Origin of the sequence: Pseudopedobacter sp., assembly GCF_040392825.1 — a bacterium.
In the GTDB taxonomy this organism is placed as follows: domain Bacteria; phylum Bacteroidota; class Bacteroidia; order Sphingobacteriales; family Sphingobacteriaceae; genus Pseudopedobacter.
This window is the reverse complement of sequence record NZ_JBEBVH010000007.1, coordinates 1-16,264: the sequence shown is the minus strand read 5'-3', so window position 1 is coordinate 16,264 and position 16,264 is coordinate 1. Positions and strand designations below refer to the sequence as shown.

Below are 16,264 nucleotides of genomic sequence, written 5' to 3'. Positions count from 1 at the left end.
GTTATGAAATTTATATCAAATATTTCGAAAGCAGGCCTTGTTATCACGATGCTTTTTACTGCATTTGCAATAACGTCCTGTAAGGATGATCTTCCAGGAGAAATGGATACGTCATTACAATTTACTGAATTGAAATCGATTAAGATTTTAAATACTGGTGCCAACGGAGATGTGGTTTTGGAAGGAACAATAGATGAGAACACCAAGAAAATTTCTTTTCCCAGGATTGATACGCTAACTAATTTTGAAAACTTAAAATTTGAAGCAGTTGTATCAGATGGGGCTAAGCTGGAACAGGATGTTTTTAATATAGAATTTGAAGAAGGGAAGTCAGAAAAGCAAATCGTTCTGAAAGTAGTGAATGCTCCCAGATATCGAGAGTATGCCGCTGACCTTCGATTGAAAGTACCGGTATTCGGAGGAGACTTTTCAAAAGCTGTAGTATATGATTATTCTAATAATGTTGCACCAAATCCAATATATCCAGATTTTGTAGGATTAGCGACTCGCGGGACTGGATTTGATGGAGAACACGTATTAATTGTAGCAAGGACAAGTACTGCACCTCATTTATTAAAAGTATCCGATTTGAAAAATAATTTAATAGCACCAATAAAATTGAATTTAACGGGTGTTAGTTTGGGAACGTATACCTACAATATGGGAGCTATTGTAAATGGACATACTTATGTAATTAATTTGTCTTCCAATACAGCCGCAAGCCCGCTTAGAATTTATCACTGGACTGATCCTGGTGTAGCTCCAAATATGATAGCTGATTATAATGTAGGTACTATAGCCAATGCAGGGGTTAGGCATGGAGATAATTTTTCGATCAATTTAGATAAAGATGGCAATGGTTATATTCATTTAATTAGTACCACTGCGCCGATGTTAAGATTTAAAGTATCGAATTATACTCAGGTTTCGGAACCTACAGCTTTAAATAATGGTAATACTTATGGTCAATGGTCTTCTTTTTTGAGAGTTGAAAATACCGATGATTACCTGCTTACAGGGAATACTTTACCTATTTCTGTTGTAAGTTCCTCTGGAACTATAGCATACACCATGAAACTTAGTTCTTTGCCAAAGAATGCGGTTGATGCTCGTGTGGTAACTTTTAACCAGATGCGTTACTTATTGGTTGTAACTGTTGCCAGGTATGCTGGTGAAACTGCAAACATAATGGTTTATAATATTAATAGAGGAAAGAATATAGTCGAAGCTTTGGGGTATTTTGAAGGAAGTGATGATAAAAGTGCAGTTTTTGACTATGTATTAAGTACTGGTGTAAACTCTGCTCCGGCTTCACAAACTGGCTTTGCTATAAAAAAAGATACGCAAGGTAAGGATGAAAAACTTGTTCTTTATGGAGCAGCGGCGGATGCAGGTTTTGCAATTATTGAAGTGCCTGTTAATGTTGCTGCCGACTAATTTTTTATCAAAAAGGGCATCCACATTTGAATGGCAAATAGCCGGATGCCTTTTTTGCTTTTATAACGCTTAATATTTTGATTACATGAAAAGACTACTTCTTAACGCGGGTGTTTTTCTCTGCCTGGCCTTGATTTTAAATAGCTGTAGTAAAGATTCGGGAGTTACACCAACTCCTGACCCTGAACCGCCTGTTTCTACAGGTTTAAACTTTCCTAAAAAAGAAATGCGAGCCGCCTGGTTCGCAACGGTGTGGGAATTGGACTGGCCTGGAATACGCGGAGAAGCAGGACAAAAACAAAAATATAGAGACATGTTGGATCGTCTTCAGGAGCTTAAGTTTAACGCTGTGATTTTTCAGGTAAAAGGAATGGCTGATGCGTTTTATAACTCTCCTTATGAGCCATGGTCTGCATCAATTTCCGGAACCAGAGGAGTAGATCCCGGATATGATGTCTTAAAATTCCTGATTGATGAAGCGCATGCCCGGGGTATGGAGTTTCATGCCTGGATGAATCCTTACCGGATTTCCACCAGAGCAGATCAATCTGGTTCATTTGCTGCTTTACCATCCACCATTCCTTCTGCCTGGACTATAGATTTACCAACTATTCGGATATATAATCCTGCTATGCCAGAGGTAAGGCAGCGATTAAATGATATTGTAAAAGATTTGATCAGCAAGTATAATGTAGATGGAATTCATTTTGATGATTATTTTTATCCCTCAGGATTCACTTATAATGATGATGCTGATTTTACAAAATACGGAGCCGGATACACAAAAAAAGAAGATTTTAGACGTGGTAATGTAGAAAAGGCTATTGAAGGTGTTTTTAATACGATAAAAGCTACAAAACCAGAAGTAGTTTTTTCAGTTTCACCGGCTGCAAGCAGATCCTATAATTATAATACTATGTTTGCTGATGTACCTAAATGGACATCTTCAGGTTGGGTGGACATATTAATACCTCAGTTGTATCAGGAAATTGGGAACTCCTCAAATCCTTTCGAAGGTAATCTTGCAGATTGGACACAATTTAGAGGAAAGGCGCAGCTTGTTATCGGACATGGTTATTATAAATTTGGAGCTTCTGATGGCGGAGCGGCATTTCAAAATGTTGAACAATTAGCCAGACAATTTGATTTAGTGCGGAAAAATAAATATGCTGTTGGCTCTGCGATATACTCAGCTCGTGATGTCATGGCCAATAGAATTGGTATTACAGATAAGCTAAAAGAACTTTATAGCCCTAATGTGGTTATGCCTTTTGCCGGTCGGGAAGTAGCTCCGAAACCAACTATTCCAACCAATTTAAATCTAAATGGTAATGAATTGACCTGGAAGGTGTCGGGAACTAATTTAAGAACGGTAGTGTATTATTTTTCAGATCTGAAGGCTGCAGGTAAAGTTGTGGGAGTTACCCGTAATACTACAATGAATGTTACAGAAAAAGGTTTTTATTGTGTGACTACAATCAATGTCGATAACCTGGAGAGTACAGCTACAGCAACTATAGAAAAGAAGTAATTTGGAATCGCCCCGAAGAGCTTGATTCAGCTAACTGAATCAAGCTCTTTTTAATTTACTCTTATAGCGGTTATTAAAAATGGTATTGTTATAAGTCGAAGCTAAGACTATATATTATTTATTAGTAAGTGTTTATTTGTCAAAATAACAATATTTTACAGGCTCCTTTGTTTATTTCTGACCTAATTCCAGAATCTCTTTTACCGAAAAATCCCAGGTAATTGTTATAGTGTTTTTACACGATTACATTGGTTAAGATAATGTTTTGCATTTTTATGCATAATCTAAAAATATTTTTGCATTTTCTTGCATGATTGCAATGATTTATGCTTATATTAGCTTAGTTATCATTTACTTATAAACCAATTCAACCAATTCCAATGAAAAATGTGCTATACCTATTGCCATTGGTTTTTTTCTTTTGTGTAGGATCTTTGCTTGCGCAAGAAAAAAACATCTCGGGAGTTGTTCGATCTGCAGCAGATAACTTGCCTTTGGCAGGTGTTTCTGTAAAAATCAAAAACTCCAGTGAAGGAACGCAAACTAATCCCGACGGGAAGTTTGTATTAAATGCCAGTCCGTCTGATGTGCTGGTTTTTTCCTATTTAGGTTTTTTGTCTCTGGAACGGACTGTGGGAATGGATAACGTGATAAACGTTACCATGCAGGAAGACACGAAGACCTTAAGCGAAGTGGTGGTTACCGCTCTCGGTGTCCGCCAGAACAAAAGGTCCTTAGGCTATTCTGTACAAGAGCTAAGTTCAAAAGATTTTGAAGCCACTAACCAAACAAATCCTCTGAATGCGCTGAAGGGTAAAATAGTGGGGGTTCAAATCACTGGTTCGGGTGGAGCTGCGGGAGCAGGTTCCAGAGTTCAGGTTAGGGGGATAAATTCTTTAAGTCCGAGTGCAGATAATCAGCCACTATTTGTTATAGATGGTATTCCGGTGTCAAATGCAACAGACAACTTTGCGACAAATGCCAGTATCGGAATTTCTGATAATTTTCAGACTCCAAATCGTATTTCGGACCTCAATCCGGATGATATAGAAACAATGACAGTTCTTAAAGGGCCCGCGGCTTCTGTTCTTTATGGTTTACGGGCTGCTAACGGAGCTATTGTTATTACCACAAAGTCTGGTAAAAGCGGAAGAACAGAAGTTAGCTATAAAACATCATACAGTTTGGATAATGTAGTTAAAACCCCGCCAATTCAGACAAGATATGGCAATGGAAATAATGGCGCTTTAGCGAGTAGTGTAAATACCTGGGGACCTCCTATAGTCCCGGGAACGGCTGTTTATAATCCCTACGATTCTTTTTTTGGAACAGGACATCAATTTCAAAACTCTTTGAGTATTAGTGGTGGGAATGAAAAAGCTACCTATTATACGTCCTTTTCTAATTTCGACCAGAATGGTGTTACTCCAAATTCGGAATATGGAAAAACCTCTATTAAACTTTCTGCCAATTACAGAGCTTCTGAAAAACTAAAATTTGATGCTTCAGCAAATTATATCAAATCCGGAGGAACAAATCCAAGGACAGGTATTAGTTCTGGGGCGATTTTCTATCTTATGCGTCATACTAACACAGTTGACCCTGCAGACTACCTAAATCCGGACGGATCTCAAAAAGTATACAACGCAGCGATAGATAATCCTTTTTACTTTGCTGAAAACTCATTCCTTACAGATAATGTTAACAGAATAATAGGAACGGCGGGAATAGATTATTCTCCCAATAGCTGGCTAAACTTCAACTATAAGCTTGGTATAGATAATTATTCTGATTTCAGACAATCTTATAACGAAGTAGGGTTACTGGTATCCAGGCAAGGTTCTATGACAGAACAACGGATTGGCTATACGGAAATCAATTCGAATCTACTGGCCCGGGCAACCAAACAATTCAACAATGATTTTTCAGCAACCTTGCTTGTAGGCCAGTCTATTACTGATATTAAACGCAGCAACCTGACTACAACGGGTACTCAGGCGGTTGTTGCAGGTTTAGAAAGTATCAATAACTATGTTGTGTATAATACAACTTCAGTTAAACCGGAAAGATATATTATGGGGATTTTTGGAGATTTGAAACTCAATTACAAGAATCAACTGTTTTTAGATCTGACAGCCAGAAACGACTGGTCATCAACACTTCCGAAAAACAACAGATCTTTCTTTTATCCATCGGCCAGTTTGAGCTATATCTTTAGTGATGCATTGAAATTAGATAACGATTCGTTCCTGTCATTTGGTAAATTAAGAGCTTCTTATGCGGAAGTTGGTAAAGATGCAGATCCTTATCAGATAGGTATGTATTATACTACATTACAAGCTTTTTCGGGAGTAAGCGGAATTACGCGTGTAACAACATTCGGATCGGAAACTTTAAAGCCAGAGCGTACAAAAGGTTTGGAATTTGGAACTGAGCTCAGGTTTCTCAGAGATAGGGTTATGCTGGATATTAACTATGCAATAACCAACAGTATAGATCAGATTGTGCCTGTTCCGGTAAGTTTTGCCAGCGGTTTTGATTTATGGGTGACCAATGCCGGAGAGATTAGAAATAATTCTCTGGAGCTGCTTTTGAATGCAAATTTGATTAAATCCACAGATTTTAATCTGGATGTAAACTTGAACTGGTCTCAAACCAAAGGACGTGTGCTGTCTATGCCTGATGGAGTGAATGAAATAATTTTCAATCCCGAAAGTCCATGGAACAAACAAATCATTAAAACAGGGGGAAGACCCGGAGATTGGTATGGATGGCCATATATTAGAGTAAAAGACGACCCGACGGGAGAACATAACGGTGAATTGCTTATCGGAGCAGATGGTTACCCCATTGTTCCACAACCGCTATCGGAAAACTATCTGATTGGTAATGCATTTCCGGATTGGGTAGGGGGACTTGGATCTTCCATATCGTACAAGAATTTCGATTTCTCGTTCCAATTTAATTTCAGAAGAGGCGGCTATGTTAATGATATTGTAAAGTGGCAGCGTTATGTTACCGGGATTGGCGCAGAAACAGAAATGCGTAATACAATAGTTGTCTTTAATGGGGTGAAAAATGTGGGTACAGCAGCAGCACCACAGTATGTTCCTAACGATATTCAGGTTAATATCGATCAAAATTTTTATAATAATGCGTTTCAGTACAGGCTTTCCTCAGAGAACAATGGTTTTCAGGATGCTTCATGGATAAGATTACAAAATGTTGCTTTAGGATACCGTTTGCCAAAATCGGCCTTACCAAAAAATGGTTTTGTAAAATCGGCTTCGATATCTGTAACGGCAAACAATCTTTGGGTGACAACACCTTTTGTGGGTTTCGATCCTGAATCGAGCACTTATGGCTCGGCATCAAATGCCGTAGGATATGTTGGGACAGGTATTCCGGCAACAAGAAATATTTATTTCGGATTAAATGTTACATTCTAAGGTTATTGATTATGAAAAAGATAAAAAACAATATCATTCTGCTTGCCTTAGGAGGAGCTGCCTTAATGGCTTCTTGTGACAAGCAACTGGACATTAACGACGATCCGGAAAAATTAAAGGGATCACAGGTTACTATTTCCGGATTGTTGCCTTCTGCTATTCAGCATACAGCAACTTCATTTTGGAATGCGGGGCAATATGGTAATTATTATCCGCAATATCTGGCAGGGAACTCTGGCCAGGCGGCAAATATCGATTCGTATAACCCATACGGGTTTGACAATATCTGGGAATCTGCATATTTAAGGGCATTACCCACTTTAAAGGAAATGATTGAAAAATCGGAACAAGCTGGAGTTCCGCATTATGCGGGTATAGGGAAACTTTTAACAGCCCTGGTGCTTATGCAAAGTACAGATATTTGGGGAGATGTACCATTTTCTGAGGCATTTAATCCTGGTACTACGTGGAGTCCGAAATATGATTCTCAGGAAGAAATTTATAATGTAACTTTAAAAGGGCTTTTGGATGGCGCCATAGCAGATTTATCACAGCCTCAGCCACCATTGGCTTCATCTCAGGTAGGGACAACAGATCTTATCTATAAAGGCGTCATTAATAAATGGTTAAAAGCGGCTTATACTGCAAGAGGACGTTATTATATTCACCTTTCTAAAAAGAATATCGCAAATGCGGCCCTGGCTGCAGCGGATATAAATAATGGGTTTACAAATGCGACAGGAGCAGATGATTTACAGTTGTTTTATACCTCGGAAAGGAATCATCCCTGGTATACCAATTTATCTATAGCTACTGCTGCGTCCAGATACGCCAGACCGTCAAAATATATTATTGACTTAATGAATGGTACCAGATATCCCGGCTTGATAGATCCAAGATTGCCTATTTTAGTTGATAATGGGGGGGCTGCTACATACGTCGGAAGACCCGTAGGTACTCAGGATAATGAACAAGGTGCCAATTTGGCAAATACTGATATTACAGTAAATACTTACTATGGTAAAATGACTTCTCCAGTACCGATTATTACTTATTCTGAGGCGCAATTTATTAAGGCCGAAGCTTTATTTGCAACCAACAAACCAGTATCTTATGATGCTTATTTAGAGGGAATAAGGAGTAGTATGCAGAAATTTGGAGTAGCATCTACCAGTATTACGACTTATGTAAATAATCCGCTAATATCTAAAGGTTTTGCTGCGCTTACGCTGTCAGATATCATGATGCAGAAATATATTGCTCTTTTTCTGCAAATGGAAACCTGGACCGATATGAGAAGATATCAATATGATCCTAATATTTATTTGGGTTTAACCAAGCCGTTTAAAAACTTGTTGGGTACAGAATGGGTACAAAGGGGTAATTATGCAGATAATGAACCTGGAAGAAATCCTAATGTGCCAAAAGTGGCTAATCAGGCGGTTAAGTTATGGTTGTTTCAATAATTAGAATCTTATGAAAGCAAAGTTAAAATACATATCGCTTATAATGATGTCTCTGATATTGATGTCATGCGAAAAAGACGCCGACCAGTGGCTTAAAGACAATATTAAGATTATTGGTAAAGTCCCTGTAATTACAAGTTTTACTGTAACTCCTGCGCAGGCCGATAATAAAGTGCCCGCCGGGCAAACTATTAAACTTGATCTCAGGTACTGGTCTGAAGACCCAATCGATAAAATAGAATTGAAAGCTGCAATAGGTGCGGGGGCTTATCAGTTAGTAGAATCCAAACCTTACCAGAAAGCATATTCAAATGTATCAAAAACAGATTCTTTAATATTTAACTATCCGGTGCCAAATGTAGCGGTAGGTACAGAAATTAATATGGAAGTTACTGTTCTTAATACAAATACTTTAAAAAAGGTCTCTACCTTGAAATTAGCAGTAAAATAAGTTTTATGGGAAAGCCCTGGGCCTTAAATTCCGGGGCTTATTTTGTTTGAAAACTTTTAAAATCAGCTACTTAAATTTCACATTCTTTTGTATCTTGTGGTTTAGCGACTTAATTTTTAGACTATGGAAAAAAGAGAACTTGGAAAATCCGGGATTTTTGTATCTCCTATCACTTTTGGAGGCAATGTCTTTGGCTGGACTATAAATGAGAGCCGTTCTTTTGAACTACTTGATGTATTTGTTGGTTCTGGTTTTGATTTTATAGATACTGCAGATACTTATTCTTTCTGGGCTGATGGTAATATTGGAGGCGAATCGGAAACCATTATTGGGAATTGGTTAAAATCCAGAGGTAACAGAGATAAAGTTAAAATTGCCACAAAAGTTGGGTCTGAAAATAGAGAGCATGGCAAGAATATTACAAAAGATTATATTTTAAAAACAGTCGAAGAATCTTTAAGGAGGTTACAAACCGATTATATTGATTTATATCAAACGCATTGGGATGTTTTGGAAACACCTGTAGAAGAGACTTTGTCTGCTTATGATAAATTATTTAAAGATGGGAAGATAAGAGCTATAGGAGCATCTAATTTATCGCCAGAACGGTTGAAGGAATCTTTGAGGGTTTCAAAAGAAAAAGGATTGCCACAATACCAAACCTTTCAGCCTCATTATAATTTATACGCGAGAGAAGGCTTTGAAAAGGAGCTGGAGCAAATATGTTTGGATAATAATCTGGGGGTTATTAATTACTATTCTTTAGAATCGGGTTTTTTAACGGGGAAATATAGAACTGAAGATGATCTGGTAAAGAGTGTCAGGGGAGCAGGTATGAGCAGATATCTGAATGAAAGAGGAATCCGTATTCTGTCTGCTTTAGATGAAGTTTCTAAAAAACATAATAGTGTTCCTGCTTCGGTTGCTATTGCATGGTTGTTGCACAGGCCATCTGTTACCGCTCCAATTGTAAGTGCGACTACAAAAGATCAGTTAAATAGTATTTTATCTGCCGTTACACTGATTTTAGACGCTGAAGATATGGAGAAACTGAATCAGGCAAGCCGGTATTAGTTAAGTTATAAATAAAGTTAAAGATGAGTTAGATCTGGAGTTTTTCTCGGACTCTAACTCATTTTCTTTAAGATTTTTTCGAATGTATTCATATTCCTGGAGGTAAATTGGTCTTTCAGACTTTTTTTACCCAGAATTTTTCCGAAAGAAGAATCCAGCGTGTTTCCCTTTGGTACCTGCCAATAGAAAACGTTGCCTGTAATTTGGGCCTTTTCATTTTCAGTTTTTGAACCTGACTCAAACTCTTTCAATAAAACATGTTTGATATCACCGTCGCCTATAAAACCGTATATGTGCAGTTTTTCATCCTTCTTATAAGGATTGTTATTTAAACATTCTTCGATTTCGTCTTTTGTCCGGATGAATAAAAAAGCCTGATAGTTGAAATAAATAGACATTGCTTTTTCTAAAATAGATTTTAGCTCGGAAGTATTTCCTTCAGAAGAGAAAATGATATTACCGCTGGCTAAGACCGAAGTGACTTTTTGCATTCCCGCATCTTCGAAAACACGACAGACCTCTGCCATTTTCATGTTAGTTCCTTTAACATTTACACCGCGTAGAAAAGCGCAATATTTCATAGGTTTTGAATTGTTACTTTACACTTTCAATTTATACTTCCAACTTTAAATAACCTGCACCTGCGATACGTAATCATTTAGTAGCTGGTCATTAGGGTTTAAGTCTGTTATCAGATAATCTATAGCATTTAAATTGCAAACTCTTAATTTTTGTGAAGAGTTTAGTTTTTCTGCAATACAGACAATAGCTGTTTTTAAAGCAGATTTTAGCATTACCTTTTTTATTTGTACTACTTCCCAATCCGAATCTGTGAGACCGTCTTCAATAGAAACACTGTTAGCCCCTTGTATGCATAAGTCTACTTTAATATCGGATAATTGGCTGATAGTTAATGATCCGGTGTTAATATGGGCGCTTTTAGAAAGTTGGCCACCCAATAGAATAACGTTTACTTTTGACTTTTCTGCCAGTTCTAAAGCAACTAAAGGGCTTATGGTAAAAATAGTGCATGTGAGATTTTCGGGAAACATTCTGGCGAATTCTATCATGGTAGTTCCACCACTTACCAGTAATATCATATCGTTTTTTATAAGCGATAAGGTTTTTCTTGCAATTTCTTTTTTCGAATCCTTGGCGTAGGTATTATGTTCCTGAAATGGATATTGAAAAGACTTGGACAACGCTCCGCCGTGTACTTTCAGGATTTTTCCGCTTTCGGCCAATTCATTTAGATCTCTTCTTATAGTGTCTTCAGAGACGTTTAACTGGACGCTTAGATCAGAAGATAAAACCTTATTATGTAGATTTATCTGTTTTATAATATAATTCTGGCGCTCTTCTTTCAGCATGATAAGATATTTTTTGGAGAGTTAATTGTGTCAAAAATATAAATTAATAATGTGTCTGGACAGGGATATATTAACTGATATAATCTCTGTCTTCGTCGCTTAGCGAACTCTTGTTTTCTGTATTTGTGATTACATTTTCTGTATTCTCAATTTCCAGAGGGATTTGCTTTTGCTCCGGCTTACTTTTTGGCCTTCCCAATATCAAGCCGATAATGAAACCAATGAAAGTTAAAGAGAGCATCATGGCTAGCTTAGATACGTACATTTCTTTCCAGAGTATCTTAAAAAGAACCTCGTCCTGGTTCTGCATTAATATAACAGTTATCAATACAGTGGCACAAATAATGAATATTGTTTTAAAACTCATTTTAGTAGTTAAAGGTTAAACCTATTTCGAATATCGCATTTTTCGACGTATTTCTCTGGACTGGAAGTATAAATCTTGTATCGAGTGCAAAATTTGGTAGATAATATCTTAATAAATTCATGTCTGTTCCTAAAGAAAGGCCATAAGTTTTAAAAGGTTTACCTTGGTCAAGGTTTTCGAAATCTGTGAAAATACCACCTCTAAATCGTTTGATATAAGCTAATGGGCCTAGTTCCCAGTCAGGATAAGCAATAGGGAATCTGTAATCAAGTAATAAAGTGTTATGCAGTTTTGCGATTGGACTTAGATGTGCATATCCTCTTGCTCTGGGGATATTTGTATTGTAGATAAATGTACCTGAAGAGGTTTGTTCATTATACCTGATTTGAAAACTGTGGTTGATAAATATTCCGGGAAAGTATAAAGCTGATTTTAGGTAAATGTATTCTCCGGTGACTTTATTGTCAAAAGGATAATGCTGGTAGTTCGCTAAGACGCTTATACCAAATTTTGGGGCAAGATCCCGGACTGCTCTGGTAGTGCTGTAAGACAGATATAACTGATATTGCATGGGAAAATCTAAAGATCTTTTAAAATTGAGCAGGGCAAGAGATGGGGAAGATCTTTGAGTATAACTTGTGTTTACCATTAAACTCGTAGAAAAACCTTTATTCAGCCAGTTTTTGAAAAAAGGAACATAGATTTCAAAACTTGTTTTGCTCTCACGCCAGGTAAATGGGACTAATCTGCTCCCTCCCTGAACCGGTAATCTGGCATAGGATAGATTTTCCTGATTTTGGTAATTGACAGAAAATATGGGATAGTATTTTTTATAACTAAGTTTTGCGAAAAATTCATTGGCATTTAAGCTGCTGTTATAAGCATAACCTACCGAAGAAGAAAAAGTATTGAGTTTATTGTCAGATGCCAGGTTGAATCCAATTCTGGCATCATTGTCTATGTTTTCTACGATAGGTCTTAAACTATGGAAATAGAAAAGGTGAGCTGTCTCATTGTAACTTTTCGAGGGGTACATCTTGTTACCTACATTTGAAAATATATTTTGTGTGTTTTCCTGATGTTTAAGCTTGTTTAGAAAGATAGGAGTGTATTTGCTTGTATTTGTGTCTAAAGTTTCATTAGAGTGGCTTAAATTGCTTTTTGCGATGTTATATCCGTCTGCCTGGTAATCGTTGAATAAAATCTCGTTTCCGGAACTGGAGGTACTCACATTGCTGGCACCAAATTTAGCGTAAGTGAGCTGTTGTTTTTTTTTGCTATCAAAATCAAAATAAAATATGTTTTCAACCCCGGTGTAATGAGCTTTGTAAAGTATGCCATTGAGTCCGAATACAGGACGTGAGATAAGCTGTCGTTCTTCGTTAAATAATTTTGTCCAAAGCTTTTTATCCAGGTCGTATATCAATATTGTTTTTCCTTTTTCGTTTACTCCTGTAACCACAACTTTTTTCCCATCCTTGCTGTAAGCTGGCGTTTGTAAGGTATAGCCAGAAATTCCAGGTAAAATATTTTCAGTGGTTTTGTTATTTAGATGGATTTCTTTTAGGTTAAAATTACCAAGACTATCTACAGATACAAAAATGATTTTTTTTCCATCTGGAGAAAGCGCCGGAGAATAGCTTTTTGAATTTTTAGTAAGGGTTCTGTGAGACTTAGTGTAAATGTTGTATATGTTTATTTCGTTAAAAGTCCTTTTTCCATAACGTTTGTGAGAACGATACTCGTCCCAGACAATATTACCATTAGCATATGAAAAGTTTGGCTCCAGCTGTGGACCGATTGTGACTATTTTTTGTTCTTTTTTATCATTAAGTAATGCGATGTGATTTTGAGCAGATAAAGAAGTTTTAAGGAACAAAATCTTATTGCTGTCAATTTCGATGGGCAGTAAATAATTACCCGGATCTTGTTTGGAAGTGTTGTTTAAAGCCTGATATGGTTTAACTGTTCTTGTGCTGTTTTCACTTCTCCAGACAGAATCTATATGATGCATGGTTTTTTTATAAAGACTGGTAGAACCATAGGCTCCGTTGCGTTTCAAAGATCGGCTGAAGTTATAAGGTCTTATCGGGAAGTTTGCCATCCGGGTTAATGTCTTATCTAATATATCCGGGCCAAAATCATGTCGAAGTTTTGCATTCATATAATAACCCAAAGTATAATAGTTTGGGGTAAGGTTTTTATAAGATCCCAGGTAGTTTTTAGCATATGAATAATTTCTGTCTGAAAGTAAGTTTGCTCTCAGTGTTTGACTAAAAATAGGTTGCCTTCCCCGGCCCGCTTCTGTAAGTAAAGTTTCGGTAAGTGTGGCATCTCCTTCAAAAAACCAGGCTGGTAAATTAATGCCAAACAGGGCTAGCTTTAGTTCTTCAAAAAGTGGTGCTCCCAGTTTTGGTACAAGCTTATCATATTGAACAACATGTCTGAGTTCGTGTATTACCAGGCTGTTTAACCAATCCTGAAAATCGAATTCCTGAGAGGGGATAGTGTATAATTCCATTCTTCTTGGAGCGAGCTGTACAAAGCCATTTGCCTCTGTTGTTTGTGTTTGTAGAATAATACTGATTGGGCGAGGGGAGCGCCCTAAAGTCTTGCTTACATAGCCGATAGCTTCTTCTAAAATATTGGCCACTTTTTGTGCATCTGCTTCTGCTTGTTCGGGGAAGATAATTTGATAATCAGGTTGTGAAATCTGCCTGAATTTTACACTAGGGTGGTTTTGAGAATCGTTGAAAAACTGAGAAAAAACAGTATGTGTATTTATTGTTAAAATAATTAATGATAATATATTGATTTTCAATAATTTATTTATATATAATGTCTTCATTTATTGTGTTTACTAAAAATATTAGTATTTATCTGTTTTTTATTTATGTGATTTGTTGTATTTTGTATTTATATAAATGTATTTATATCACTGATTAATAATTGTTTATGTTTGTCTTTTGTGTTGATGTTTGTTTTTTGTAAAGCTGTTTTTTTATTGTAAAAATACACTTTTTTATTTTCTAATTGATAGATAGTCTAATCTTTTTATTTGATGTTAATCACTACACTTAGTATCGCTGTATTCCTTGCATTTTTTTACTCCATTTTTTGAATTTGTATACTCGTGAATTTCTTTATGTATTTTCTTTTGAAGATGAATGTTCTGATTTTTAAGTCAATTGTTAAAGCTTATAGAATTGTTCTTTTGAGCTAATCCGGATTTTTTGCAAGGTTTTAACAGAAGCTATTTTGTTTGCTTTTTAGTGTACTTAGTGTATTTTATTGTTTTTGTATAGAGGTGGTTTTATAATGATTTGTTGCTAATTTGTTCGCGGGGAAGTGGAGAGTTAAGCGGTTAAATTGAATGAGCGTTTTCTGATCTTGTATACTAAATAAGCAGAATCTCTAGTAAATAAAAGGTTTTACTATTTATTGAAATGTTAAATGATAATTCTCATGAAGATGTTATTCATCAAAGAGAATTAGAAAAATTCTATAAGATGCAGGTAGATTGCTGCTATCTGGAAAATGAGATTAAAAGGAACTGAAAATACAAACGGTTTTGTATTGGAGCTTTTGTTTTTAAAGCTTTTTTCTTTGACATAAATACGATATAAACAGGTGGCATTTATGCTGTGTTTTTCAAATTCCTTGCGGCTTAAATTTCCATTAATTTACTATGTGGTTTTAGTAGAGTTGTGAATTATGAGCGCAAAAAAGAGACCCTAAATAAAGCGGTTTTACAAAGGTTTCGCAGATAATTTTTAATGCCGGAAATACTAATATTTATGCAATGAAATATATTGGTTTAAACTTAAGCATGTGTCTGCGTAGAAGAGAAAAAGCAGTTTCGTTACCCCTTTAAATACCGGGTTTTTATAACCGGATACATAAACACAGAAGCTAAAATAATGATCGCTCCAATATAGAATCCGCCAGTCATTTCCTCGCTTTCTCCGAAGATTAATAATGCCAAAATAATAGAATATATAGGTTCTAAATTGGTAACTAAGGCAACCTTAAATGCAGTGAGTTCTCGCATTACATGTACACCAAGTACATAAGCAAAAGAGGTGCAGATAGTGCTTAAAATGAGAAGGTAAAAAATGTCCTTAGTGTTAGGGATAATTTGGCTGTTGAAGCCGCCACTTATAAGAAGATATAACGAAATCCAAAAGCAGGCACCGAGCATTTCATAAAATGTAATAACTGGAGCACTATTGTTTTTGATTAATTTAGAGTTAATTATTGAGAAAATACTGGCACATAAAGCGCTTGAAATTCCCATAATAATTCCGGTTTTATATTGTGTTTCAAATTTAAAAATGGTATAAATTCCTAAAATGATAAGCATTCCTACCAAAATTTCGAAGAAGGATATGGATTTGGCTTTAAATAAAGGCTCCAGAATGGCTGTAAATAAAGTCAGGGAAGAAAGACACACAATTCCAACAGATACCGTAGAAGCTTTAATAGAGCCAAAAAACAGAATCCAGTGTAATCCAACTATTCCACCAGTGGCGAAAATCTTAAAAAAACTCTTTTTAGAAACCTTGAAATTTGTCTTTCTGACCTTGAAATATATAAACAAAGATAGGCTTGCAAGTAGTACTCTATACCATACTAAATGTACTTCGCCAATGGAAATTAGCGCTCCAAGAATTGCAGTAAATCCCCATATCATTACCGTGAAGTGCAAGATCAGGGCGTTGCTTACTTTCAATTTCATGGGGCAAAGTTAGAGCAAAGGCTTTGCATTTAATCAATCATGTTAAAATTGATACAAAATTATGGAAAAGCTAAAAGCCTGGTAGAGACTGAAGAACTAAAAAGTCTGGAGTCCGGAGACCGGGGTTTGATGCCTGGTACGACAACATGCTAATGACTAATGAGGAAAGCTAAGGCTAAAAGCAAACCTGGTAGACATTAAAGGTGAAAGACTGGTGAATTAAAAAGTCTGGAGCCCGGAAACGGAAAACTATGCGATAAAAACATACTAATAACTAATTCAACCAATAGCCTACTTAGGGGCTTTTATGGCCAAATAGATACCCAGGGCAGCAAATAATGTATTAGGTATTAATACCGCTATAATTGGTGGTAACCCTCC

The 16,264-nt window shown here is 36.4% G+C and carries 11 protein-coding genes; 6 read left to right on the top strand and 5 right to left on the bottom strand.

The features are described from left to right. The first annotated feature begins 3 nt into the window (after nucleotides 1–3). The 6 genes from ABWO41_RS01170 to ABWO41_RS01145 all read left to right on the top strand — a co-directional run bounded on the left by ABWO41_RS01170 (nucleotide 4) and on the right by ABWO41_RS01145 (nucleotide 9,408). A complete protein-coding gene (locus ABWO41_RS01170) occupies nucleotides 4–1,437 on the top strand; it encodes a DUF4623 domain-containing protein (RefSeq protein ID WP_353132226.1) in 1,434 nt (477 codons plus the stop codon). An 85-nt stretch (nucleotides 1,438–1,522) separates the two neighbouring features. Continuing rightward, nucleotides 1,523–2,968, top strand: a complete 1,446-nt coding sequence (locus ABWO41_RS01165) for a glycoside hydrolase family 10-like protein (RefSeq protein WP_353132224.1) — start codon at nucleotides 1,523–1,525, stop codon at nucleotides 2,966–2,968. A gap of 380 nt (nucleotides 2,969–3,348) precedes the next feature. After that, nucleotides 3,349–6,417 carry a SusC/RagA family TonB-linked outer membrane protein gene (locus ABWO41_RS01160; protein WP_353132222.1) on the top strand — a complete coding sequence of 1,023 codons (3,069 nt, stop codon included), beginning with the start codon at nucleotides 3,349–3,351 and terminating at the stop codon, nucleotides 6,415–6,417. Between the two features lie 11 nt (nucleotides 6,418–6,428). Beyond that, nucleotides 6,429–7,883, top strand: a complete 1,455-nt coding sequence (locus ABWO41_RS01155) for a SusD/RagB family nutrient-binding outer membrane lipoprotein (protein ID WP_353132220.1) — start codon at nucleotides 6,429–6,431, stop codon at nucleotides 7,881–7,883. 10 nt (nucleotides 7,884–7,893) lie between these two features. After that, the gene (locus tag ABWO41_RS01150) at nucleotides 7,894–8,334 is read left to right on the top strand and encodes a hypothetical protein (RefSeq protein ID WP_353132218.1); all 441 of its coding nucleotides are present in this window, start codon (nucleotides 7,894–7,896) and stop codon (nucleotides 8,332–8,334) included. Nucleotides 8,335–8,457: 123 nt separating this feature from the next. After that, complete coding sequence (locus ABWO41_RS01145) at nucleotides 8,458–9,408, top strand: aldo/keto reductase (protein WP_353132216.1); 951 nt, start codon at nucleotides 8,458–8,460, stop codon at nucleotides 9,406–9,408. 53 nt (nucleotides 9,409–9,461) lie between these two features. Here ABWO41_RS01145 and ABWO41_RS01140 read toward each other — a convergent pair whose 3' ends face one another. From ABWO41_RS01140 to ABWO41_RS01120, 5 genes are all read right to left on the bottom strand, one after another. After that, nucleotides 9,462–9,989 carry a DUF1697 domain-containing protein gene (locus tag ABWO41_RS01140; protein ID WP_353132214.1) on the bottom strand — a complete coding sequence of 176 codons (528 nt, stop codon included), beginning with the start codon at nucleotides 9,987–9,989 and terminating at the stop codon, nucleotides 9,462–9,464. Nucleotides 9,990–10,034: 45 nt separating this feature from the next. Further along, nucleotides 10,035–10,778, bottom strand: coding sequence for a DeoR/GlpR family DNA-binding transcription regulator (locus ABWO41_RS01135; RefSeq protein ID WP_353132212.1), 744 nt, complete (start codon nucleotides 10,776–10,778; stop codon nucleotides 10,035–10,037). A gap of 70 nt (nucleotides 10,779–10,848) precedes the next feature. Further along, nucleotides 10,849–11,145, bottom strand: a complete 297-nt coding sequence (locus tag ABWO41_RS01130; RefSeq protein WP_353132210.1) for a hypothetical protein — start codon at nucleotides 11,143–11,145, stop codon at nucleotides 10,849–10,851. A 1-nt stretch (nucleotide 11,146) separates the two neighbouring features. After that, nucleotides 11,147–13,993 (bottom strand): TolB family protein, encoded by a 2,847-nt coding sequence (locus tag ABWO41_RS01125; protein WP_353132208.1) that lies wholly within the window; start codon nucleotides 13,991–13,993, stop codon nucleotides 11,147–11,149. Between the two features lie 1,014 nt (nucleotides 13,994–15,007). Further along, the gene (locus tag ABWO41_RS01120) at nucleotides 15,008–15,883 is read right to left on the bottom strand and encodes a DMT family transporter (protein WP_353132206.1); all 876 of its coding nucleotides are present in this window, start codon (nucleotides 15,881–15,883) and stop codon (nucleotides 15,008–15,010) included. Nucleotides 15,884–16,264 lie beyond the last annotated feature (381 nt).